The sequence below is a fragment of the Haliea sp. genome, from assembly GCF_040221975.1.
Classification (GTDB): Bacteria; Pseudomonadota; Gammaproteobacteria; order Pseudomonadales; family Halieaceae; genus Haliea.
Genome location: NZ_JAVJWR010000033.1, coordinates 17,022 through 40,312, shown reverse-complemented (window position 1 = coordinate 40,312; position 23,291 = coordinate 17,022). Strand labels below are relative to the sequence as shown.

At 51.7% G+C, this 23,291-nt stretch carries 20 protein-coding genes; 5 read left to right on the top strand and 15 right to left on the bottom strand.

Going from position 1 to position 23,291, the window contains the following annotated elements:
• Positions 1-11: 11 nt before the first annotated feature.
• Positions 12-200, top strand: a complete 189-nt coding sequence (locus tag RLO07_RS15255) for an Lrp/AsnC family transcriptional regulator (protein ID WP_462293503.1) — start codon at positions 12-14, stop codon at positions 198-200.
• A gap of 161 nt (positions 201-361) precedes the next feature.
• Here RLO07_RS15255 and boxA read toward each other — a convergent pair whose 3' ends face one another.
• The 5 genes from boxA to RLO07_RS15230 form a co-directional block, all read right to left on the bottom strand.
• Positions 362-1,570: a benzoyl-CoA 2,3-epoxidase subunit BoxA gene (boxA, locus tag RLO07_RS15250; protein WP_462293000.1), complete on the bottom strand. Its 1,209-nt coding sequence runs from the start codon at positions 1,568-1,570 to the stop codon at positions 362-364.
• 19 nt (positions 1,571-1,589) lie between these two features.
• Complete coding sequence (gene boxB, locus RLO07_RS15245) at positions 1,590-3,044, bottom strand: benzoyl-CoA 2,3-epoxidase subunit BoxB (protein ID WP_462292999.1); 1,455 nt, start codon at positions 3,042-3,044, stop codon at positions 1,590-1,592.
• 3 nt (positions 3,045-3,047) lie between these two features.
• The gene (gene boxC, locus RLO07_RS15240) at positions 3,048-4,697 is read right to left on the bottom strand and encodes a 2,3-epoxybenzoyl-CoA dihydrolase (RefSeq protein WP_462292998.1); all 1,650 of its coding nucleotides are present in this window, start codon (positions 4,695-4,697) and stop codon (positions 3,048-3,050) included.
• 109 nt (positions 4,698-4,806) lie between these two features.
• Positions 4,807-6,348, bottom strand: a complete 1,542-nt coding sequence (locus RLO07_RS15235) for a benzoate-CoA ligase family protein (protein WP_462292997.1) — start codon at positions 6,346-6,348, stop codon at positions 4,807-4,809.
• Positions 6,345-6,815, bottom strand: coding sequence for a 4-hydroxylaminobenzoate lyase (locus RLO07_RS15230; protein ID WP_462292996.1), 471 nt, complete (start codon positions 6,813-6,815; stop codon positions 6,345-6,347). The genes RLO07_RS15235 and RLO07_RS15230 overlap by 4 nt, the downstream gene beginning before the upstream one ends.
• 133 nt (positions 6,816-6,948) lie before the next feature.
• On the opposite strand from RLO07_RS15230, the gene RLO07_RS15225 reads away from it, so the two are divergent.
• Positions 6,949-7,899 carry a helix-turn-helix transcriptional regulator gene (locus RLO07_RS15225; protein ID WP_462292995.1) on the top strand — a complete coding sequence of 317 codons (951 nt, stop codon included), beginning with the start codon at positions 6,949-6,951 and terminating at the stop codon, positions 7,897-7,899.
• A gap of 351 nt (positions 7,900-8,250) precedes the next feature.
• On the opposite strand, the gene RLO07_RS15220 is transcribed toward RLO07_RS15225, so the two are convergent.
• Positions 8,251-8,379 carry a DUF4372 domain-containing protein gene (locus tag RLO07_RS15220; RefSeq protein WP_462293502.1) on the bottom strand — a complete coding sequence of 43 codons (129 nt, stop codon included), beginning with the start codon at positions 8,377-8,379 and terminating at the stop codon, positions 8,251-8,253.
• A 211-nt stretch (positions 8,380-8,590) separates the two neighbouring features.
• Here RLO07_RS15220 and RLO07_RS15215 point away from each other — a divergent pair, with 211 nt between their 5' ends.
• On the top strand, positions 8,591-8,905 hold the full coding sequence (locus RLO07_RS15215) for a hypothetical protein (protein ID WP_462292994.1): 315 nt from the start codon (positions 8,591-8,593) through the stop codon (positions 8,903-8,905).
• 24 nt (positions 8,906-8,929) lie between these two features.
• Here RLO07_RS15215 and RLO07_RS15210 read toward each other — a convergent pair whose 3' ends face one another.
• Entirely contained in the window at positions 8,930-10,015 is a 1,086-nt protein-coding gene (locus tag RLO07_RS15210; protein ID WP_462292993.1) for a Rieske 2Fe-2S domain-containing protein, read from the bottom strand.
• A gap of 242 nt (positions 10,016-10,257) precedes the next feature.
• On the opposite strand from RLO07_RS15210, the gene RLO07_RS15205 reads away from it, so the two are divergent.
• Positions 10,258-11,190 (top strand): helix-turn-helix transcriptional regulator, encoded by a 933-nt coding sequence (locus tag RLO07_RS15205; protein ID WP_462292992.1) that lies wholly within the window; start codon positions 10,258-10,260, stop codon positions 11,188-11,190.
• A gap of 296 nt (positions 11,191-11,486) precedes the next feature.
• On the opposite strand, the gene RLO07_RS15200 is transcribed toward RLO07_RS15205, so the two are convergent.
• The 5 genes from RLO07_RS15200 to RLO07_RS15180 all read right to left on the bottom strand — a co-directional run bounded on the left by RLO07_RS15200 (position 11,487) and on the right by RLO07_RS15180 (position 17,139).
• Positions 11,487-11,795, bottom strand: a complete 309-nt coding sequence (locus RLO07_RS15200; protein WP_462292991.1) for a hypothetical protein — start codon at positions 11,793-11,795, stop codon at positions 11,487-11,489.
• A gap of 126 nt (positions 11,796-11,921) precedes the next feature.
• Positions 11,922-12,512 (bottom strand): cytochrome b, encoded by a 591-nt coding sequence (locus tag RLO07_RS15195; RefSeq protein WP_462292990.1) that lies wholly within the window; start codon positions 12,510-12,512, stop codon positions 11,922-11,924.
• Positions 12,513-12,619: 107 nt separating this feature from the next.
• Complete coding sequence (gene hmgA, locus RLO07_RS15190) at positions 12,620-13,915, bottom strand: homogentisate 1,2-dioxygenase (protein WP_462292989.1); 1,296 nt, start codon at positions 13,913-13,915, stop codon at positions 12,620-12,622.
• A 79-nt stretch (positions 13,916-13,994) separates the two neighbouring features.
• Complete coding sequence (locus RLO07_RS15185) at positions 13,995-15,695, bottom strand: arylsulfatase (protein WP_462292988.1); 1,701 nt, start codon at positions 15,693-15,695, stop codon at positions 13,995-13,997.
• Between the two features lie 91 nt (positions 15,696-15,786).
• Positions 15,787-17,139, bottom strand: a complete 1,353-nt coding sequence (locus RLO07_RS15180; RefSeq protein WP_462292987.1) for a multidrug effflux MFS transporter — start codon at positions 17,137-17,139, stop codon at positions 15,787-15,789.
• Between the two features lie 235 nt (positions 17,140-17,374).
• Between RLO07_RS15180 and RLO07_RS15175 the strand changes: the two genes are divergently transcribed.
• A complete protein-coding gene (locus RLO07_RS15175) occupies positions 17,375-18,442 on the top strand; it encodes a glutathione S-transferase family protein (RefSeq protein ID WP_462292986.1) in 1,068 nt (355 codons plus the stop codon).
• A 101-nt stretch (positions 18,443-18,543) separates the two neighbouring features.
• Here the strand turns inward: RLO07_RS15175 and RLO07_RS15170 are convergent, their stop codons facing one another.
• The 3 genes from RLO07_RS15170 to RLO07_RS15160 all read right to left on the bottom strand — a co-directional run bounded on the left by RLO07_RS15170 (position 18,544) and on the right by RLO07_RS15160 (position 23,286).
• Positions 18,544-20,220, bottom strand: a complete 1,677-nt coding sequence (locus RLO07_RS15170) for a thiamine pyrophosphate-dependent enzyme (protein ID WP_462292985.1) — start codon at positions 20,218-20,220, stop codon at positions 18,544-18,546.
• A 57-nt stretch (positions 20,221-20,277) separates the two neighbouring features.
• The gene (locus RLO07_RS15165) at positions 20,278-21,780 is read right to left on the bottom strand and encodes an aldehyde dehydrogenase family protein (protein WP_462292984.1); all 1,503 of its coding nucleotides are present in this window, start codon (positions 21,778-21,780) and stop codon (positions 20,278-20,280) included.
• A gap of 78 nt (positions 21,781-21,858) precedes the next feature.
• Positions 21,859-23,286 carry an SMP-30/gluconolactonase/LRE family protein gene (locus tag RLO07_RS15160; protein ID WP_462292983.1) on the bottom strand — a complete coding sequence of 476 codons (1,428 nt, stop codon included), beginning with the start codon at positions 23,284-23,286 and terminating at the stop codon, positions 21,859-21,861.
• Positions 23,287-23,291: the final 5 nt, after the last annotated feature.

Genomic DNA, 23,291 nt, shown 5'->3' with positions numbered 1-23,291 from the left:
ATCTTGCTTTGGTGCTGAATAGGGTGGAAAGAATCATTCTGCGTGAGCTGCAATCGCATGGCCGCATGTCAAACGTTGACCTTGCAGAGGCGGTTGGCCTGTCGGAATCGCCGTGCTTTCGTCGCATGCGCGCCCTCGAAACGGCGGGTGTGATCGAAGGGTCTCAAGCCCGACTTAATCAGCGGGCGTTGGGGCTTTGAAGTGTCCATAAAAGCTGGGTAGAACCCCATATTCTTCTATTGGAATAAAAGTCACTAAGCGAAAAGATTCGCACCTTGATGCAGTGTAGGCGTAGAAATAATTCATTGGAAAGGCATCACCATGAAACCTTGGTCCACCTTCCATAGATTCAGAACAAGATTTAATACGTTTCACAGTGGTACCTGCCGGTGCAGCGCATGGTAGCTATCAAATCCGACCAATTCAGGGCATTGTCGCTGCAGATTTTTTGGAAAGATGCCTCGACTCCCTCTTCCATTCCCTTCAGGCCGCAGATGTACACATAAGTTTCATCGTCCTGCAGAAGCCGCGCAATATCGCCTGAACGAGTGAGCATGCGGTCCTGCACGTATTCTTTCGGCTTTCCGGGCAATCGCGAAAACACCAGCTCTTTGTCAAGAAAACTGGCGGGTAATCTACTAAGCGGACCGAAGTACGGCAACTCCTCTGGCGTGCGCGCGCCAAAGAACAGCATAAGCCTTCCCTCAGCCAGTGGCCTGGTGCGCCTGCGTTGCTCTGTCATGGCACGAAAAGGCGCCGAGCCCGTGCCGGTACAAATCATAATAATGTTGGCGGTGGGGGCATTGGGCATCAGAAACGTACTGCCAAATGGCCCCGTCACTTCCACTGTATCGCCCTTGACAAGATCACACAAAAAGTTTGAGCAAAGGCCTGGTATCTTCTCGCCCGATTCTGACTCGATTACCCGCTTTACTGTGAGGGACAGGTTGTTGTGATTGGGGCGTTCGCCATTGCGGGGGCTGGCTACGGAGTACAGACGTATCGGGTGAGCGCGTCCGCTCTCGTCACGCCCTGGAGGGACGATACCGATACTTTGACCCTCCAGTACCGGGAAGGCAGAGGCACCGAAATCAAGCACGATATGGTGAATATCGGATTCGGTCTCCGAGTTGGTGATCGTATAGTTGCCAGCCACCCGCCCAACCAGAGGTTCAGTTCTGGAAAATAGATTGATATAGGGTTCCGAGGCAGAGACGGGACGTACCGATCGCCCACCCTGGCCTGCATGTGCTTGCTGCAACAGGTTCTGAACCTCCAGTTCCAGGGCTTCATCCCGGTCACCGGAATCCTCTACGATCTCCAGTTGTTCAGGCAAATCCTCCCACTCTAACTGTTCTTCCAGCGAATAACTGCGTTCCACCACACGCCAATTGTCGATCGAGCCCGTGGGACAGGGTGAAATGCAGTCAAGGCAAAAATTACACTTGGACGCATCCACCACATAATTATCGGCATTGTGGGTAATGGCATTTACCGGGCAGGTTTCTTCGCAGGTGTTGCAGCGAATACATATTTCCGGATCAATCAGGTGCTGTCGTGTCGGCTGCATATTCCCGTTGTCCAGTATCCTAACACTCGTGCAATTTCACATACTCGAAGTCTCCGGGCTTGCGATCAATACCCACCTTCGGCTCTGCAATCCAGCTAGCATACTTACCCGGCGAGGTTTCTGAAATCATCAGTGAATTGATGAACGCAAGATCACTGCCGGACGCGAGGTACTCATCGCGAGAGTTCTCCCAGGTACCGGCATCGATGACTTCCCCTGCGGGAGTCACTGAAAGATCGGAAAACTCGCCCACTGCCCTGTTGAATGCGATGTGTGGTAGGGCGAGTTCAAACTCGATACCGGTCTTGGCGATGATCTTGTTCCAGCGGCCAACACCGCCTTGCGCATCGACCACGTAATCGTCACGCAGGCGTGCATTAAGCGCATTTAACGCAGGCTCCTCCACCGTCGTGAACTTGCCTTCAATACACCTGATGACCGGATAAGTGGCACTGTGCAACTGATGGTCGTCTTCGATCTTGGTCTCCTGGAAGCGACCCTTGATTCCAGCCTCGAAGGCAGCTGCAGCATTTGTGGACACCTCTGCACCAAATAGGTCCAAGGTTACAGCGAAGTGGAAGTTGAGCTTTTTCTGTATCGTGGGCAGATCGATCACGCCCAACTTGCGCACATTCTCGATATCATTGACATCATTTATCCCGGCTTCGACCATCGCTTCACAGGTGCGCTGAATGGTGCGGCCAACACCAGTCTCACCCACGAACATATGATGTGCTTCCTCGGTGAGCATGAACCGGCAGGTACGCGACAGCGGGTCAAAACCGGATTGAGCCAGAGCTTCCAACTGCATCTTTCCATCGCGGTCGGTAAAATATGTAAACATGAAGAATGACAACCAATCAGGTGTAGCCTCATTGAACGCGCCAAGAATGCGAGGGCGATCCTCGTTTCCAGAGCGGCGCTGTAACAGACCCTCTGCCTCCTCGCGACCGTCGCGCCCAAAATACTTTTGTAGAAGGTAGACCATGGCCCAAAGGTGGCGCCCCTCCTCCACATTGACCTGAAACAGGTTGCGCATGTCATAAAGCGAAGGTGCGGTCATTCCGAGGTGACGCTGTTGTTCAACCGACGCGGGCTCCGTATCGCCCTGAATCACCAGCAGTCGGCGCAGCAAAGAGCGGTACTCGCCTGGCACCTCCTGCCAAGCCGGTTCACCCTTGTGCTTACCGAAAGGGATGGTGCGGCCCTCTTCCTGGTTGGCGAGCAGAATACCCCAGCGATACTCAGGCATTTTTACATGATCGAACACCGCCCAGCCTTTTGGATCCACACCTACCGCTGTGCGCAGATAGACCTCAGCGTTCTGGAAACCTTCCGGTCCCATGTCTTTCCACCAGTCGATAAAGCCCGGATGCCACTCTTCCAGCGCTCGTCTGAGACGTCGGTCCGAAGCAAGCTCGACATTATTGGGGATTAGATCGTCGTAGTTCACTTCCTGTATCGGCTGATTCATAACTTACACTCTCTCCAGGTCATATTCCGGGCGGGTACCGCTGCCGTACAGCTTGAGCGCCCCCTTGGTGCCAACTGAGTTCGGGCGCTGGAAAATCCAGTTCTGCCACGCTGACAGGCGCCCAAATATCTTTGTTTCCATGGTTTCTGGCCCGGGAAATCGCAAGTTCGCCTCCATCCCGATCATGGCGTCGGGGGAAAAGCTTGCGCGTTCCTCCAGGAACAGTCGCAACTCGTCTTCCCAATCGATATCGTCCGGTGCATACGTCAATAGCCCGACATCCAGGGCAGCCTTAGCCACCAGTGGATGTCCCACTAGCGCCTGTGCGGCAGTGACACTCTCTGGCTCCCCCAGAAACCGGGTTTGCAGACGGGTCAGGCCATTGCCCATGGGAAAGGGACCGAAACTGGCCTCTCCGAGTTGCAACAGGGCCGCAGGGGCATCATCATCTTCAAACTGCCCGTCCAGCATGTAACTGCGGTCCGCGGCAAACACCAGCTCCGCCAGTGTGCCAGCAAAGCAGCTACCCGGGTCTATCAGGCTGATCAGGGAGCGCGATGTCACGTCCACCCGCTTCAGCAAGCGCTTCCAGTACAGCAGAATTTCGTTGGCCAGCCAGTTGTCGCGGTTGGCCAACAGCAGCCGGTCGTAGCCCAATACCCGTTCGCCGTCGCCACGGGTCTTGAAAATCAGGGTACCCAGTTCGGGCTCGTTCAGGCGCAGGTGCAGGATCGCATCGTCCAGTTCCCGCACTACCGCCAAGGACCAGAAGTCACAGGCCTGGGCCAGGATATCGTCCACGCCGTCGGGCGCAGCCGCCACAGGGCCCAGCAGTGTAATGGTCGCCGTGCGCAGTTGCCGATCCAGATCGACAATCACGTTCGAATAGCGGATATGATCGTCCTCCATCTCTCGCTCGATCCTGCTCAACTCAAAACTGCTGGCAGCGGTGGGCCGAGAGGACTTAGCGGCAAACTCGGCAGCCCGGGCTTTAACTGTCTCGGCAAACCTGGAGCTAGGTGCAACTTCATCCACCAGCCGCCACTCCACAGCCCGCTGCCCCCGCACGCCCTCCTCCACACTGCAAAAAACATCAGCCAGGTCTCGGCGCACCTTGCGCTTGTCTACCAACCGAGTTAAACCGCCAGTACCAGGAAGCACCGCCAACAACGGAACCTCTGGGAGAGATACTGAGGCGTTGCCATCATCCACCAGCATGATGTAATCCGTTGCCAGAGCGAGTTCGTAGCCACCCCCGGCAGCCGTGCCATTCACCGCACAGAGATAACGCTGACCGGAAAACTCGGTGGCATCCTCTATCGAGTTACGTGTTTCATTGGTGAATTTACAGAAGTTGACCTTGTGGCCGTGAGGCGAGCCGCCCAGCATCCGGATGTTGGCGCCTGCACAAAAAATTCGCTCCTTGCCCGAGCGCATTACCACCGACTTCACCTCCGGGTGCTCAAAACGCAGGCGCTGTACCGCATCGGAGAGCTCAATATCTACACCGATATCGTAAGAATTCATCTTCAACTCGTACCCTGGAAACACTCCGCCAGCTTCGGCCACGTCCATGGTGAGGTAGGCTACTTCGCCATCAAACTCCAGGCGCCAGTGGGCGTAATTGTTCGGATGGGTGCGAAAATCAATCATTGTAAGGCGAATCTCCAAGTGCGCGGTTCTAATGGTGTATTATATTGCATATTTCGTATGATGAAAGCATTATATATCATTATTCGGAGCAAATATCGACGCGTGCCGTCTAGCCCAGGGCGCGCAGCTTGAATCGTTGTATTTTCCCGGTCGCGGTTTTGGGCAATTCGTCCATGAACTCTATCCAGCGGGGGTACTTGTAGGGTGCCAGTCGGCTTTTCACATGGGATTTCAACTCAGCTGCCAGGGCATCGCTACCGTCTAGACCCGGCTTTAGCACGATATAGGCCACCGGCTTGATCAAAGCACCCGCGTCCTCGCGTCCGATCACGGCCGCCTCGAGCACGGCAGCATGCTCCATCAACACCCCCTCTATCTCGATGGGCGAGACGTAGATCCCGCCGACTTTGAGCATGTCATCACTGCGGCCGGCGTAGATGAAATACCCCTCCTCATCCTGCCAGTACTTGTCGCCACTGCGGACCCAATGACCCTGGAAGGTATGGACTGACTTCTCCCGGGAGTTCCAGTAGAACAGTGCCCCGGTAGACCCTTTAATCTGTAGCTCGCCGATCTCTCCAGAGCTCACCGACGCCCCCTCCTCATTGACAATCCGCAACTCGTAACCAGGCACAGGCCGGCCCGTGGTGCCGTAGCGTACAGACCCTGGACGGTTGCTGAGAAAGATATGCAGCATTTCTGTTGAACCGATCCCGTCAAGCAGGTCAATGCCGAAACGATTGCTCCACTGGCGGCCGATTTCTTCCGGCAGGGCCTCCCCTGCCGACACGCAGCAACGCAGATTCACTTTCGAGGGCAGCGGCAGGTCTGTGCTGGCCAGCATCGCGGCATACAGAGTAGGCACACCGAAAAAAATAGTAGGCTGATATTTCAGCAGACGCTCCGACACGGATTCCGGCGTGGGGCGGTCCGTCATCAGCAATGAAGTAGCCCCTACCGCCAGCGGAAAGGTCAGCGCATTACCAAGCCCGTACGCGAAGAACAGCTTGGCTGCGGAGAACACCAAATCATCCTCACCAATGTCGAGGATGGGGATCGCGTAATTCTCGGCAGTCAGCAACAAGCTGGAGTGCTTGTGCACGGTACCTTTAGGGGAACCGGTAGAGCCGGATGAATAGAGCCAGAAACACATATCATCAGCGGTGGTTGAAGCTACCTCGAACTCGTTCGATGCCGAGGCCAACAGAGTGTCCATATCGTGGTCGCCCGGAGATTCCTCACCGGATACGATAAAGTAATCGAGAAATGGCGAGGACTCCCCCGCTTGCTGCATTGTGGGCAACAGTGGAGCGGACACCACCGCCAGCCTCACTCGACTGTCCTGCAACATATAGCGGTAGTCTTTTACGGTCAGCAGGGTATTGACGGCCACCGGTACTATGCCTGCCTTAATTGCTCCCAGAAACGCTACCGGGAAATGAATCGAGTCGTGCAGACACAACAGGATTCGCTGCTCCATCTGTAGGCCCCTGGCCACCAAAACGTTAGCGAACGCGGAGGACATCTGGTCGAGCTCTGCATAGGTGTAACTGCCGCGGTCATCGATAAACGCGATTTTGTCTGCCCGACCCGCATCCAGGTTACGCTGAATCAGGTCGCTGGCGGCGTTGTAACTGCCACGCAAACTCATGGGCGAGTGAACTCGATAGCACCTTCTGGCAGCAGGTACAGCACAATAGCCTCGCCCCCGGTGACTGTGGGTGAATGGGCAGTGGTATCGCTGTAGACCAGCCAGCCCTCGGGACGATCATCAAAACGCGCACCGGGGTCCACCGGCATGATCATATCGATCTCGCCTCTGGGGTGGGCATGGTGAGGGCCAACACACTCTCTCATGAGGACCACGTCGACACTAAAGCCATGGGTTGCCGGGCCAGGCTTGATCACGCGACCGAAGCGCAGTCCGCCAGCCTCCCTGTCGCACAGCCAACCCGCTGCAATTCCCGCCTCGCAAGCCGCCCGGATGTTATCAAAGGTTTCGCCTCCGGGGGGAAAATCGCGATTGAGAAAGACTTCAAGGCTTTCATCGAGTTGCTTGCCGGCGATTTCCCGAGACAAGTCAGACAGTAACTGCTGGAATCTATCAACTGTGGCCATGGGTACACTTCACCTAGGTATAATAGATGTGCCTTATTTGCTATTGTAATAGGCACTTTAATGCAACTAAAAATACTACTTCAATCAGATCGTCAAGTAAAGGCATTATAATGCATATATTGGAATTACTGCTGTGAGCGTAAAGCGCGATTCAGCCGCGTTGGGAGAACGCACAACTGAGTCCTCGCCTCGGATGGGTGAGTATCAGGACATCGACGCTTATATCACGGCCATTGGACAGCGTGTCAGGGGGGCGCGCGCACGCCGCGGTATGACCCGCAAGGATTTATCACGGCACTCGGACATTTCCCAACGCTATCTCGCCCAGGTGGAGTCCGGCCAGGCCAACATTTCCGTTGGCCTGCTGTCCCGCGTTGCCCAGGCACTTAATCTGGACATCCAGGAGCTGCTGCCACCTTCGAGCAATGAGGCGGTTGCAGGGCAGGCTGAGTTGCAGCATTTGTTGGAACGCCTGACGGCAGAGCAGTTGGTGCAGGCACGACAGCTGCTTGCAGCTCACTTTGAACACCCCCCCCGGGATGTAAAGGGAATTGCCCTGGTGGGCCTGCGCGGTGGGGGCAAATCCACCCTGGGCCGGTTACTCGCCGAGCACCAGCGTATCCCGTTTATCCGCCTGGGCAACGTTATAGAAAGCCTGGCAGGCATGGACATCCCCGAGTTATTTTCCCGCGGTGGGCAAGATGTGTACCGGCAAGTAGAGCTGCAGGCGGTGGAATATGTTCTGGGATCCTATGACAAGGTCATTCTGGAAACCGGCGGTAGTCTAGTCTCCGAGCGGGAGACGTATAACCTGGTAATCAACTCTTTTTATACCGTGTGGATCCAGGCTTCCCCCGGCGAACACATGGCGAGGGTGATCGAACAGGGTGACCTCAGACCCATAAAGGGCAACAGTGAGGCGATGGACGACCTGAAGCTGATACTGGAAGAGCGCCGTCCTCAGTATGGGGCCGCACATTACGCTCTGGATACATCCGGCCGCGATATTGATGAGAGCCTTCAGGAACTTGTGGATGTCTGCGCCCCTTACTGTGGCCCCTCCCCGCCCGGTGGCTCGAGATAGGGCTTCGCCGATACGCTCCCACTGCCGGCCCGATTGACACACGATAGCCGTGAACTGTCTCCGACTCTGATCGTAACATGGGTCGCATTGAGCGACCCTCAAATGGATATGCAGATCGCCCACTAAACGAATCTTGATGATCAGCAATGCCCGCATAGTCCAGCAGCGTTGGCAGAATCTCTTTAGCGATGAATTCGGTCGCTGTAAAAGTCGGTTGCACAGCGAAGACACTGCGCAAATGGGTACGCCAGACCGAGCAAGATGTTGGGAGTACTCCGTTGGCAGCCGGGGGGGTTCTTGTGACAACGCCTTAGCAGAGACGATCAACGGCCTGTACAAGACAGAGGTGATTCAGCCGGCAACCTGAGCCGGGCAGAGGGCGACATACTGTGACCACCGCGACATCTTGCGTAGTTTTTGACCCTCATGGTGACGGTTGGCGAGGGAGTCAAACTCATGTCTCGAAACAAATTTCAGCAACTGTGCGAAGACCGCATTATGATGTGCCAAAGCTTGAATCTCCCTGTTTCTACAGTGTTTGATCGCACACCCATTGTGACAACTTGTTGAGATTTAAGCCTTTTTTAATTCCAACTTATGGGACAGCAGTGCTTGCAAATATATATTGTCTGACATTATTATAGGACTACATTCGAGATTTGATCGCTTCGCCAACTACAGGAGAGAACACGTGGCCTGGTACCATTTTTTAGCTTACCTATTTGCCGGCATCTTGATTACCAATGCCATACCCCATTATGTGATGGGACTTACCGGTCGCAAATTTCCGAGCCCCTTCTCCGTACCACCGGGCAAAGGTGAGTCTTCACCTAAGGTGAACGTACTGTGGGCGCTAGGTAATATTGCGGCTGGATTCCTGTTGTTGCAGGCTGGCACCTTCAAGCTCGGTCTGACCGGGGCGACTCTGGCGTTCGCTATTGGAATGGTTGTTATGAGCCTGCTACTGGTGAAGCAGTTCGGCCAGCTTTACTCACCCCACCAATAGCGGGCGAATAAAGCCCGCTGCCGATTAGACCACTTCGATACGCTGCGCTCCGTCGCGATAATCATTACATATCAGGTCCTGTGCGATAGTGGAACGCGGATAACTGGTGGCGAAATCGAAATACGTTTTCAGCGCCTTATCTGCATTACCCGCCAATCGGTCCATGCGCGGGCTCATGGTCCGAAAGATTGGATCGTCTTCTGCATTAAGCCGTTTGCCGAAGGCATCTACCAGTTTAATGTGTGCCCGGATTGCCAATCTCTCCCGCATTTGCGACAAAACTGAACCGCAGGTTGAGGCCTCAGTGCGACGGGTTGCAGACACATTGAACGTTTTGGTGAGCGGGCCACGGATCGCCAGGCCGGCAGACATCATAAACGTTTCGCGCCCCTTGACCTCCGATACAAGGGTGATGCAGTTGGTACCATGGCAGGTTACCTGCTGAGTAGAATGGCCCAACTTCGGCATAGACATGGCCTGGCTATAAGATATGGTTCGCTCACCAACTTCGAACTTATCCGGCAGCGAATCAAACTTCGCCTTGTGCAATGAAATAAGATGCTGCAGATCCATGGTATTGGAAAATAACATGAATGGATCCATTGGGACCTCGGAGGCCCGGCACACGATATATTCCAGTTCATGTTCCGGAACGGGAAATACCGGAAGATCGTAACCGGGTTCCTCCCCATTATACGCCCAGATCAGACCAAACGATTCCCGGGTGGGAAATTCAAACAATTTGGCCCGTGGTGGTGGTTCCGCACCGATCGCGGTTTTTACGCACTGACCCGTTTGATCGTAATCCCAGTGATGGTAAGGGCAGCGGATAGTGGATCCGACTACGCTACCCTCACTGAGGTCTACCCCGAGATGTCGACAGTAGGCGCTCAATACCTGCGCCTTGCCATCGTGAGTGCGAAAAACAATAACCTTCCCGTTGAGGTATTTAAAGCCGTGCAACTTCCCAGGCTTCACCTCCTTGGCCAGGCATATGGGATACCAGTTCTCGTCGTAACCGTTTACTCCCTGGGGCACAAATCGCTTGCCACGCTGAAAGCGTGACTCACTGGATGTCGTATTTACCAAATTGGTGACATCATCAGTCATGATCAAATCTCCTTACATACCATTGTGAAAACAGTGCTCAACACACAGTATCCGGATCACCCGGCAAGTTACCCGATTACTCGACTATACAAGCCCAATCGTGGCTGAAGGATGCCTCTCTGTCTTTACATTATTACGCCAAATAAGATATAAACACGCCGTTACATTGCACAATTGCGCCATTTTTAATTGATTCGACCTATCACTTCTACAATGTTTTGGAATCATTGGAACCGATCAGCATGCGCAAACATGAACAGGACTCTGTCTGGGAACTCCTCGCTCATATCAAAAACTCGGCGCGCCTTAGCCGTCTCGGCGATGACAGTGAATTCGATGCACAGTCCATAGAGTGCGGCGGCTGGCTCTTCTCACTAATGACCGGCAACGGCCTGGTGGAGCTCCATTATGATTCTCCGGGCCTGGAGAGCCTGCAGCGTTATACATCACTTATCTTCATGATGTCCGGCGTAGTTTCCAGCGGTGCCTCGCCTGATGTCCCTGTGGTCAAGCTGGGACAACTGATTCTGTTTCGCAGTCCCCAACATTACGAACTACGCTTTGCTGGGAATTTTCGCTATCTCGTCGTGGTTATCGAGACCAGTGAGCTTACGGATTTTGGTGCCTGCGCAATACAGGAAAACAAGGCGGTAAGTGCCTATTCCGGCAGCGGCGCCGTGCTAGGCGGGGCGCTGCGAGGTTTGTGTTCCAGCCTCTTCCTGGAGGACAAATGTGCCTACCTCGAGGAAATCAAGCCGGCATTGCGCAACCTGATTCGCGCCACCTTCAAACCAGTTGCCCCAGAGTCGCGTAAGGTGATCAACACCGCCGACCCAGCCGATATAGTTATCGACTGGATAGAACGTAACATCGATAGACCATCCATAAAAATAGGTGAGGCAGCCAGTGCGGTCGGGGTTTCCGTACGCACACTGCAGCGGGCATTCACCAAACGACATACGAGTTTTCAATCCACCTTGGTAAAAACGCGCATGGCGATTGCGGCAGAGCGACTCACGGATCCATCCAAGGCCAGACTTTCCGTCGGCGAGATTGCGGCCAGTTGCGGCATCAGTGTCCCATCCCAATTTGCTGCTGCCTTCCGCAAGACATTCGGAATGTCTGCGAGCGAGTTTCGCAGGAGCCATTCCCGCAATGACTCGCAGCGCCATTAAACGAACGAAATCCCCCGCCACTAAAACCGTTTGGTTACATCTATCCCATATGTGCGAGACCGATTTGGAATGCCAGTAAGTAGGTTGCCACCCGTTAGCAGGCTGCTGTGATTCGAAACGATGACGATGGACACATTGCTCGAGCCTTGATCGGAGCCACCAGGGCTGGATTCACCTTGGGCAGCGCCTTGCGAAGGCGGTAATACACTGTCCTCGCGGCACATCAAACCAGCGACACAGCTGGCTGATCGATACGCAGTGGCCGTCTTCGGCCATTCCCTACTGGATCGAGAGAATCAGCTGTCGTCCTTGCCCAGCAGAGATTCCAACTTTTTTCGCGCGCGGAGCTCCAGCATGGCCTCGCCATACGCCTCCTGTAGCTCGTTGAGTTGCCGGTCGTACTGCTCCCGGATGTCTTCTGGCCGAGCCTTGAGCGCGCTCCCCATGCCCCGCTTGGCATCGTCCAGCCAATCTTCAACCTCAGAAGGCCTAAGGTCGTACTGCCGACTGGCCTCTGCCCCGGTAGTCGTCCCTTGGATGTTTTCCATTACCAGCGCAGACCTCCTCCGGGCTGTCCACTGTTTGATCTCTTCGTCCATTTCCATGCTCTTCGGTATCTCCTTTCACAAGATAATACCTGAGCAGAAGTTCACTGGGTCATTACAGGGATTTCTTATGTCTTTGAAGTATTTTTCCTTTAATATCAGATCATTAGAGTTTCCGGATGCGCACTAGCTGGAACTGCTTGTCATTTTATAAACCGTATTGTCTTTCTTCACCAAATGATGGTACATCGCCGCAGCGACGTGTCCTGAAATAAGAATCCATGCCACCCAAGCGCCAAGAATCTCTTTGTGGATGAAGTCAACCGGTGGCTCAAAGGCTTCAAACGTCATGCCTAGATTTTGCTCGATTAGTACCTGGAAAATCCTAGTATCTGCAAAACGGGGAATATCAAACATGGCGAAAAACTCTGTCTGCACACCTGTACCCATGTATCCGGTAACGGGAAGCAGAATCATTACAGCATATAACGAGTAGTGGCCAATCGCCGCAGCACGATGCTCCCAATACCCGCCGGGCTCGGGGTCGGGATTTCGGTTGATTATTCGCCAGTAAATGCGAAGAAACACAATAACCCCCAGCGATACACCGCAAGATAAGTGAATTTGTAACGCCGTCCAATTCAGGTCCGATCCAAGTTCCGTAAACCATTGTCGGAAGTAAACGCTGCAATACGAAACCAGAAAAAGCAGTGCTGTTATCCAATGTAGGAACTTCGCAACAGAGCCGTATGCCTCAACAGTATTTTTTAATGGCATTGAATACCCTCTATTTGTAGAACATCTATTCTGCCCATGCAGGAAAAACGCCACGTCTACGGGGCGCTCTACCCATCAACTGCCTTGAATTGATTGAGATGGAGTCACTATCTTAATGTTGCAAAGTTCCTGTCCAAATTTAACCAGACATCTGCATAATCTTTCTGCCGTTCAGGCGCGTGCAGTGCGAAATCGGTCGGCTTGATCAAATACCTCGACTCAAACATGAATGCCATGGTGTCCTGTGGCGGAAAGGGCTCCAGTTCAGCCGAGGCCGCATTTCGATAGGCCTCGCGATCCGGACCGTGGGGAACCATGCAATGGTGCAAACTGGAACCGCCTGGGTCGAATCCTCCACCGGGTTTAGCGTCATACACTCCTTTCACAAGACCCATAAACTCCGACATAATATTTCGGTGGTACCAGGGCGGCCTGAAGGTATCTTCCATCACAAGCCAGCGGGGTGGGAATATTACGAAATCCAAGCTTGCCCAACCCGGTGAATCGGATGGCGAGGTTAGTACGGTAAATATGGACGGATCGGGATGGTCATAACTAATGGATCCGATCACGTTAAAGCGATTCAATTCGTATCGATAAGGATATACACGCCCATGCCAGGCAACGACATCCAAGGGTGAATGAGACAAGTCGGTCACAAAAAACTCACCGCCCAACTTGCACACTAATTCGAATTCACCCGATTGGTCCTCATAGGCCGCCACCGGAATTTCAAAGTCTCTTGGGTTTGCCAGGCCATCACTACCGATGGGACCAAGCTCAGGCAGTTGAAAAGCCATGCCATAGTTTTCACATACATAACCCCTCGCGGGGCCGTCTGGCAGGTCGACGCGGAATGCGATACCTCGCGGTATCACAGCTATCCAGCCGGGTTCAACTTCGAGTATTCCGCATTCCGTATGAATAACAAGCTTGCCGGTTTGTGGAACTATCAATAGTTCTCCATCAGAATTTTGAAAGTATCTCGTGCCCATCGACTTATTTGCGCAATACAAATGAATGCCAGCACCTTGCTGCGCAGCAGCATCACCACACGCAGCAAGCGTAAACAGGCCGTCCAGGAAATCTTTGGGTGCGCTACCAATTTCAAATGGGCTCCAGCGAAGTGGGTCGGGATACAGCGGCACACTTGAAAATGGCGCTGTTTGCAAATTGATACCCTCGAGTGGCCTAAATCCAACTCGTACAACGGATGGCTGTATGCGGTAGAACCAGCTTCGATAATTTTGAGCTCTGGGAGCAGTAAAGGCCGTGGCGCTGAACTTTTCTGCGTAGAGTCCCAAGGGAGCACGTTGAGGCGAATTTCTTCCCTTGGGAAGCGCTCCTTTGTGGGCCTCGGTCTGATGCTGATTACCAAGCCCTTCTATGTATTTAAGGTTCATTGATCCTCCTTTGCTAGCTCATTAAAAGTGGTTGCTGGATGGGCTTTATCGCGGATGTGATATCGCTAGCGCAATAACATTAGAGGGGTACCACCCCTACCCTGTCAGAATATGTTTGATACCGATCCATCATCATCTGGAAAATATCTGGCTCTTCCTCAGATAAATCTATCTGTTCCTGTGGGTCTTCAATCATGTTGTGTAATCGCCATTCAACTTGACCGAAAAATAGACCTACCCGAAGTAGTTTCCATTTATCGTAATAAATCGCGGAAGAACCCACGTGCTCGATTGCGTATCTCCACTGTCCGTCACCTGACGGCTCAACACCCGCCAGCAATTCTGGTATTGAACCCCCCGCCAATTGACCCAACTCGGCAACCGGAATATCCCCAGGCTGATCCGCGGCGGCCTCTACCAGGGAGGGCAACAGATCCAGAACATCAACGAAAACATCCGTTCGGTTTGGCGGCCGGTCATTCATGTTGGCAATGATCAGAGGAACGCGTATTCCTCCCTCAGCAACTGTCATCTTGTGTAGGTGGTAGGGCGCGGCGCTTACCTGGGCCCACCCCAGGTGATAGGTAGCAAATGAGTCTGCGCTTCCGAGGTTAGCCAAACGGTTGTCGTAAGACATCGCTTCAATCCAGTCCTGTACAACAGGTACGCGTCGCACTTCGCCTGAATCTGGCCCGTTGTCTGACATAAAAACAACAATGGTATTTTCAAGAACATTCCGCTTGGATAGCTCGTTTAGAATTCGACCTATATTCATGTCGAGCCTGTCAACCATGGCCGCGTAAACCGCCATCATTTTTGATTCAAATGCTTTTTGTTCTTCTGTGAGAGACTCCCATGCAGGAACATTTTCCCATCTTGTTGGAAGCGAATAGGCGTTGTTGACGAGACCCAATTGAACAGCCCGCAGATAACGCTGCTCTCTGAGAAAATCCCAACCGTCTGCATAGGTCGTAATGTATTTTTCTATTTCTTCTTGTGGGGCCTGCAGCGGCCAATGGGGTGCCGTATAAGACAGCATATGGAAAAACGGCCGGCCTTCTTCTACGGCGGCCCCTATCCACTGGATTGATAAGTCTGTATAGAAATCCGTGGAATAGAACTGGGCAGGAATTCCCGCTTCGATTCCGTCCAGATAATATTTTGCAGCCGGATGATTTTGATCGTAGCCCTGACTGTTAAAGTGATTCGCAGCTCCATAAGGCATGACAAATGACCGCTCGAATCCCCGCTGGTCCGGCAGCAAACTCGACTGGTGCCCCAAGTGCCATTTACCAACTATAGAAGTTGAATAGCCAAGCTGTAACAAGAATTCGGGAAGTATCCTTACGTCCGGGTCAAGCACACCTGCATAGCCTGCCTTGCCATGTAACTGGGGAAACAGGTCGAGAACTTCATGCATGCTTCCCATACCTACCAAATGCGAGTCTTGCCCTGATAGCAGCATCGCTCGTGTAATTGAGCAGCTTGGAGCTACGTGAAAATTGGTAAACTGCGTGCCGCGCTCCGCCAAAGCATCCAGGTTCGGGGTGCTAATTTCACCGCCATAGGAACCCAAATCGGCAAACCCCAAATCATCTGCAACGATCAAAAGAATATTTGGCTGGGAGCCGTACGCAAAAGCGCAACTGCATAATAAAAATACGACCACACTTAGTTGTCTACAGGGATTTTTCATACTGTATTCACCAACAAAATAGATGCATTCATAGGGTTCGTCGAGTTTAGTAAAATTACAAAGGCCTGTGAGCGTCGTCGACAACAGGAGTTTGCGCCAGCAAGCTGCGGAACAGCCCGCCGTATAAACCAAGCGTCGCGCCCATTTCAGCTTGAAGAGAACGATTTAGTGATCATCAATTGTCGGGTTCCTTTTTGCCTTCAAATTTGGGCCTTATTAGAAGATATGCGAGCAGCGAACCAAGACCTCCGATTGCCATGCCAGTCGCCATGGCAACAGGGGTACCCACATAGGCGAAACTGACAACTGCACTGAATGCTGCACTGGCGAGAAACTGAAAAAAACCGAGCACAGCCGAAACTGTGCCGGCTTGACTGGCGGAAGCGGACAACAAGCCAGCCATACCATTCGCTGCAACCAACTGGAGCGAGATTGCATAACCGCTGATTAGCAGTACTAGTAACGGCAACGCGGTGTTTGAGGTTAGGACACACAGTATCAATAGCCCACTGCTGGCGGCAGCGATTTTAATACTGGCCGCAAATAATGCACGGTGACCAAATATTTTTACAAAAGCTGCGTTGAAAAAGCATGACAGTAGTAGCCCGCCAACAATTAGTGCGAAACAACCTGCATATAGCTTTGGGTTCATATGATAGTAATCATGAAAAAGCAAAGGAGAATTTGACAGAAACACGCTAAAGCCCGCGAAAACGAGGCCAATTGATAGAACATACCTAACTATTTTTATCTGACGCAACAATAAAAAATAAGACCCTATATGCGCTTTAACTGAAATACTTTTACGCTGACTTCTGGGCAAGGTTTCTTTTAGCAATACCACTACAAGAACCAAATACAGTATTCCCAAAATCGCAAGAAACCAAAAGTTGGATCTCCACCCAAGGCTTTCTAACAAATAGGCCCCAAACATGGGAGCAATCAATGGAACCGCCGTGAAAAACATTATCGAGAATGAGAAAACGCGAGAAGCCTGATCGCCTTTATACAAGTCTCGAATTATGGCTCGCCCAACCACTGAGCAAGAACAACCGCCGACTGCTTGAAGCCCTCGAGCAACAATCAAGAGCTCAACAGAAGGTGCAACCGCACAAAGAACCGACGCCAACACGTAGACACCTATACCGATCAACAGCGCTTGACGCCTGCCTAGTTGATCTGCCATCGGTCCAAAAATAAGCTGTCCGAACCCAAACCCAAGAAAAAATACACTCAGCGTCAACTGGACCTGACCATCCTCTGCGTGAAGCCCCTCTCGGATAGCTGCAAAGCTCGGCAAATACAGGTCTATTGAAAAAGCAGCAAGGGAAAAAAGGCCCGCAATAAAAAGAACCATCGCGGTATCTGAATGGCTGATCACAGCAGTTCTTTCGGTTTGCCCAATGTCGCTGTCACTCGGTCGACCGGATGACAAAACCGTACCCGAATCGTCAGAGATACCCATTTTTTTTGCGTACTCAGCTTCCAAACTTATTTGACTCCACGCAGAAATCCGCTGCGTATTCATGACGTAGTGCTGGCATAGGTCGGCCTGACAGTTCAAGCCTGACCGCAAAATACATAGCTCGTCTCTTGTTCATATTACACAATCTTAGTATGATATGATACTAATATAAGGCTATCATTGCAGTAAGTACAACAGATAACGGCTTACATGCAACGAGCCCTACGTGCTGCCAGCCCTCAGATGGTAATGCTCGAGGCCTGAACCACCTGTAGCAACCTCAAAGAAAGGATAGAACATGAAGAACAGCCCGCCTCAAACGCCACTTAGCACGCCGGCCCTTGAACAAGCACTGCATGCGGTCGCCGATAAAGTTAGAAAAAATGACCTTGCCCTGGGACGAGAATGTAGGAATTACGATTTTGGGACGAACAACCAACCCTTCCTGCATCTATTCCACGCTCCATTTTCGCTCTGCTCCCATAAAGTCCGAAGCGTGTTCTTTGAACACCAAATTCCGTTCACTTCTTATCCACTTTCCCTGTTTCCAAAAAACGGTGTGCACTCAGAAAACTACTACCCCGAGTTCTTGAACCTAAGACTTCTGGGGCGATCACCGGACAGTATGGATGAGGGCTTATCTGAATCTTTCTCCGGCGCTTCATCTGTGACCCAAGAGGGTTTTGATCCCTGTGTAGTGCCCGTGCTAGTCGACTTAAAAAATAGTCAGGTGGTCACGGACTCATTGGCTATTTGTCTATACCTCGATAAGCACTACGGAAATAGCCGGCTTATTTCTGACGACTCCAATCGAGCAAGCGAGGTTGAAAGTCAGTTGCGAATTGTGGACGAGACACCTCACGTTGCGCTGCTATATGGAGCAAATCCCGATCGTGATGAGCGTCCCGCACCGATGCAACAAATGCTAGTTGGCATCCATGCAAAAAAGGTATCTGAGCTGCTATATCAACTATCAGAATTGGGATCTGAAGATCGACATCTGGAGCCTGCTTACCAAGCAAAGATTGCGAAAGAAAAATCAGCAGGAGAGTTTGTCGCCGACCCTGAAAAAATGCGCGTCGTTATAAGCAGGACAAGAGAAATCCTGCTTCAACTTGAGAAAGATATTGCCCAAGGTGACGACTGGATTTTACCCGGGCCATTGTCAATGGCAGATCTTTTCTGGGCTATCAGTTTATACAGGCTCCAATGGCTAGGTTATAGCCATTTCTGGAATTCGGATGATTCACTTCCAAAAGTTGCAGCATTTGCCAGTAGGGCGTTCGAGCTGGACTGCGTTCGCAAAGCTGTCATTGAATGGCCGGGCATGCCGCCCTCTCAACACACCCAAAGCTTGCTCAACTAGTTGGAGTTCAAGGCAGGCCGCCGCCCCAGGGGTGGGGGCCTGCCTTGAATTATCTCGCCACCAGATGCATCGTTAGGCGATTCCAAATCGTTTCAGATTAGCTATACTGACACGGACTCCAGCGATTTGGCCGGGTGGATAAAGGGCCATGGGGTAGGCTCACTTCCTCGATCAACAACTACTTCGATTAACCAGGGCTCGTTGCGTTCCATTGCGGCCTTAAGGGCGCTCTCAAACTGATCGATATCTCGAACACGCGACGATTGGACGCCTAAAGCATTGCTCATTGCCTGAAAATCGGGATTGTCAAAATCCGCAGCAATTACGCGCGATTCAAACCGCAACTCTTGATCTCTGCGTACATTTGCAAATCCGCCATTGTTAATCAAAACAACTACAACACCGAGTTTATAAGTTGCGGCGGTCACCAATTCCTGAGCCGCAAACATAAAGCCCCCATCACCGGTTACAGAGACAACTGCGCGTTCGGGATGAGCTGCCTTAACCCCTAAGGCTGTGGGAAATCCAGACCCAAGGGTTCCTTGTGGACCACTACTGACAAATGTACGCGGTTCGTAAATTGGAAACCCGTTCCACGACGCGAATCCCAACTGGCAGAGCTCGTCCACAAAAAATCCATCTTTGGGCAACACGCGGCGAATCACACTTAGCAACTCCATCTGAGGAGCTAGCTGTGCATTCATTTGCGCCTTTGCGATTTCTTTTGCTTTGCGCGCCGCCGCAGCTAACCTAAAGCTTGCGATTCCACCGGCCTTAACCTCGCTCAATAAAGCAGCAACCGCTACTTTGGCATCGGCTGTAATCGCTACATCGGCCGGCCAGCGCACATGTTCCATAGGGTCTATATCAATTCTCACAAGCTTCGGGTACGAGGGCCGCGGGCTATACCTGTCATACTGCTGCCACCGCAGATATGGCATCTCCAATCGCGTGCCAATCGCAATCACCAGATCGACATGCTCCCACAGAAGTCGACCCGCGTATCCAAATAGCCCCAAGTCTTCTGATTCGCTGACAACACCACGTCCGGCGCGATGAGCAACAACGGGGATTTCAAGCAAATTTGCGAGTTCTTGAATCTCCTCGCAGGCACCTGTTGCCCCACCCCCAACAAACAACATGGGAAATTTTGATTCTTTAATTAGCTCTATTGCGTTTTCAACGTCGAACGCTTCAGGAATGGCTACCGATCGCTCGTGGATGCCCGATTCGGAAATCAAAACGCTGGAGGTTCTGCTAAGCTCATCCCAGGTCATCTCGAGGTGAACCGCACCAGGACGACCCGTTGTCATCTGCTCAAAGGCGTCATTAACTAAAGCGGGTGCCTGTGCGCCGTGCTCAATTCGACGCGCACTTTTTGTAAAGGAACCCACCGTAGCAAGCTGATCAGGCAACTCATGTAAATGCCCGTAGCCTTTGCCCAGAAACCCCGAAGGGACCTGCCCTGTAATACACATTACTGGCGCACTAGCGCCCTGCGCGGTACATAACGCCGCGCCCGCATTGAGCACTCCTGGTCCGGGCACAACACTAAAAATTCCTGCCCCGGCGCCACTTTTTGCATAGCCATAGGCCATATATCCAGCAGTTTGCTCATGTTTGGGCACATAAAGGGTAACTTTATCCGAGTGGGTATAAAGTGCATCGAAGATCTCGTACGTTTGCACACCGGGCAAACCGAAGAAAGTATCAACATTATGGCTAAGAAGAGAGTTAACAATCGCTTCCCCGCCTTTCATTAATCTAGGCTTTTGCATTATTTAAAATCCAAGTTTGTCCTAACAAAAAATAGAAAAATGTTTACGACAGCGCACCTAGGTAAGCATGCACACGGTTTTTAGTTGGGTGTAGTGCTCAATAAGAGTCGAACCATGTTCTCGACCTATGCCTGATTGTTTATACCCGCCGTGTGGCATGGTGGGGTCGAGAATCGCATGCGCGTTCACCCAGACAGTACCGGCCTTTAATCGAGGGATTAGATAGTTGATTCTGGACAAATCATTTGACCAAATACTGGCTGCAAGACCGTAATCCGAATCGTTGGCCAACCTGATGCCCTCATCCAATCCATCGAAGGGAAACAAGGCACTTACCGGGCCAAAAATCTCCTCTCGCATCAAACGTGATGTTTGCTGTGAACCCACTACCACTGCAGGATTTACAAAAAACCCGGCAGAGTTAACCGGATCGCCTCCGGCGGCGAGCGACGCGCCCTCCGATAGGCTCTCTTGAAGGTAATTTTCAATCCTTTCCAGTTGAGCCTTGGACTGCACCGGACCGATTTGCGTGGATTCTTCCTCAGGATTTCCAACTTTCATCCCGCTTACCACCGCAGAATAGGCATCGGCGAAATCCTCGTAAATGCCCCGCTCAACATATATTCGTGTACCCGCAACACAAACCTGGCCAGAATGCAGGAAAACCAACTCAGCGATTGTTTTCGCTGCAGCTTCTGGATCCGCATCATTCAGCACGAGAACAGGAGACTTGCCGCCCAATTCCAGGGTGCAGGGGATAATTCGATCCGCTGCTGCGTGAGCAATGCTTTTGCCAGTTTGGGTAGACCCGGTGAAGGTAAGCTTATCGATTCCATTGTTCTGCGTTAGATATGATCCAGCTTGTGCTCCGCCCGTGACCAAGCCCACCACTCCCTCAGGAATTCCTGCCTCTTGTATCAGTTCGATCAATTTGAAGGTAGTTAGCGGAGCCAACTCGGAAGGTTTGATCACAACCGAATTGCCGCAAGCCAGAGCCGGGATAATCTTCCAGATTGCCATCATAAATGGAAAGTTCCAGGGTGTAATCGCACCTACCACCCCGATTGGCTCCCTATTGGTATGGGCCTGCCAACGCTTCCCTTCGGGTGCAGGTATAGAAGTCGGCAAAGTTTCACCGCCAATTCGGGTCGGCCATCCTGCCATATACTGAACGTATTCAACAGAAGCACCAACCTCGATGTTGCGTGCCACTCGACGCAGCTTGCCTGTATTAACCATTTCCAGTTCTGCAAGAAAGTCGGCATTTTTTTCGATCAGGTCAGCCAGCCGCATGAGCGCTGATTGGCGCTGATAAGGTGACCAGCGCGCCCAATCTCCAGAATCAACTTGTTGGCGAGCGTTACTGATAACCCGGTCAACCTCTGTTTCTGTTGAATCAGGCACCGAAAGCATAACTTCTCCTGAAGCCGGATTGATAACTTCATGAAAGTTTGACCCAGCTCGATTCTTAAACAAATCTTTTTCTATGCCACTTTCTATATAGGCCTGCACGTCCTTTGATACTGGTAGATTTTTAATACTTGACCCATGGGCACCCATAAAATACTCCCTAATCAAATTATTGATAAATTTTTACAGAACAGATGCAGAATTCCGTCTTCGCGGAACATCATTCTGCTAGTACTCAAATTTAAAAACCTGAGCTTGAAAGGCGTTTGCAAACCCACGACCAAATAAGCCGCCGTCGGTTCCAACGTAATAAAGCGCTTTTGATTCACTCAACGCGAAACTGCCCACGGCTGCGGGGCCCCATACTCCTTCCTGTTCGGTAAAGAGCGAATATCGATCATCAACCTGTGGATCATATATTTCTATGGAATTATATGGATGTGTGGTTAAAACATACCGACCACGATTGTCGATTATAAAGTCGTCAACGCCCGCGCCTTTAGTAACGATCCTCGGTGCTTTGGTATTCCAGTCAAAATCTACGACCAAACCGGTATCCGATACGGATGCGGAAACACCCGTGTTTGACCTGCGAACCCCGTTTATGCCTGGCCAAACATTCACGAAGGGAGTTGGATTTAAAATTGGATGTGAAACCCATACCTGCGCCATCTGCCCAGCCGAATGCGTAGAATCGACGTGCCATATCGTCCCGGAAAGAGTATCTGCGACAAAGACGTTTCCGTCCTCATCCACGTCAATTCCATTCAGCACTGCTGGACCCGGCACCTGCGCCCACAGGACGGGCTGTGCATCGGGGGAAAGCTTCCAGATGCCCCGTATACTTTCATCGGGACTATTGACGCTGACAAAAAAGTTTCCTTCTGCGTCGATATCCAGACAGAATATACCCTGCATAATTTGCCGATTTGAATCGAACGGCAGAGTCGCAAATATCGATTTAGAACCATCTTTTTCAATTCGCCAGATATTGTTGTCAAGAATAAGGCTTACATACACGGTGCCACCTTTATCTACAGCTAACCCTTCGATAAATGCACCTTTGTCAAAGGATGAAAGCACAGACCCAGGTGGTCTTATGGGTTTGGTTGGCGCAACGCCCAGGCTTGGAAGTACGGATTCACCATTTCTGCTGAAATCTGTTTTTACATTGGCTAGCGTATTTTCTTCACTGAAACCAAATTCCTGCTCCAACACGAACTCGCTGGTTTCAGCTGGTCCCAACCCACCGAACTCTGCACATGTGGCAACGAACTCATGTTTAACTATTAACGCGCTTTCTGTACTGACTATATTTGAGTTTTGCACTTGGATTTCCCGGCATAAATCGTTTAACGATTTATACGCCCATAGATACCCCGGGGCACCCGTATTCAATCCGGAAAGGTTTTCAAATCCTGGCGAAATTAATTCGGCAAGCCCCTCGGAACTACCCAAAAGTGCTTGCTCAACCGCAACTAATACAAGCTCGTTGCCCGAAGCGGCGGCACCAGATTGTTGAGAAACGCTATCACTTTCCGAACAAGCCGCCATAAGCGCACAGCAAGTTGCAATAATTGTTCCTGATAAAAGTTTGCTCATGGTATTTTTCCCACCTGAATTTGCCATGATTCTTGGTTTCATAAAAATCAGCACGATTG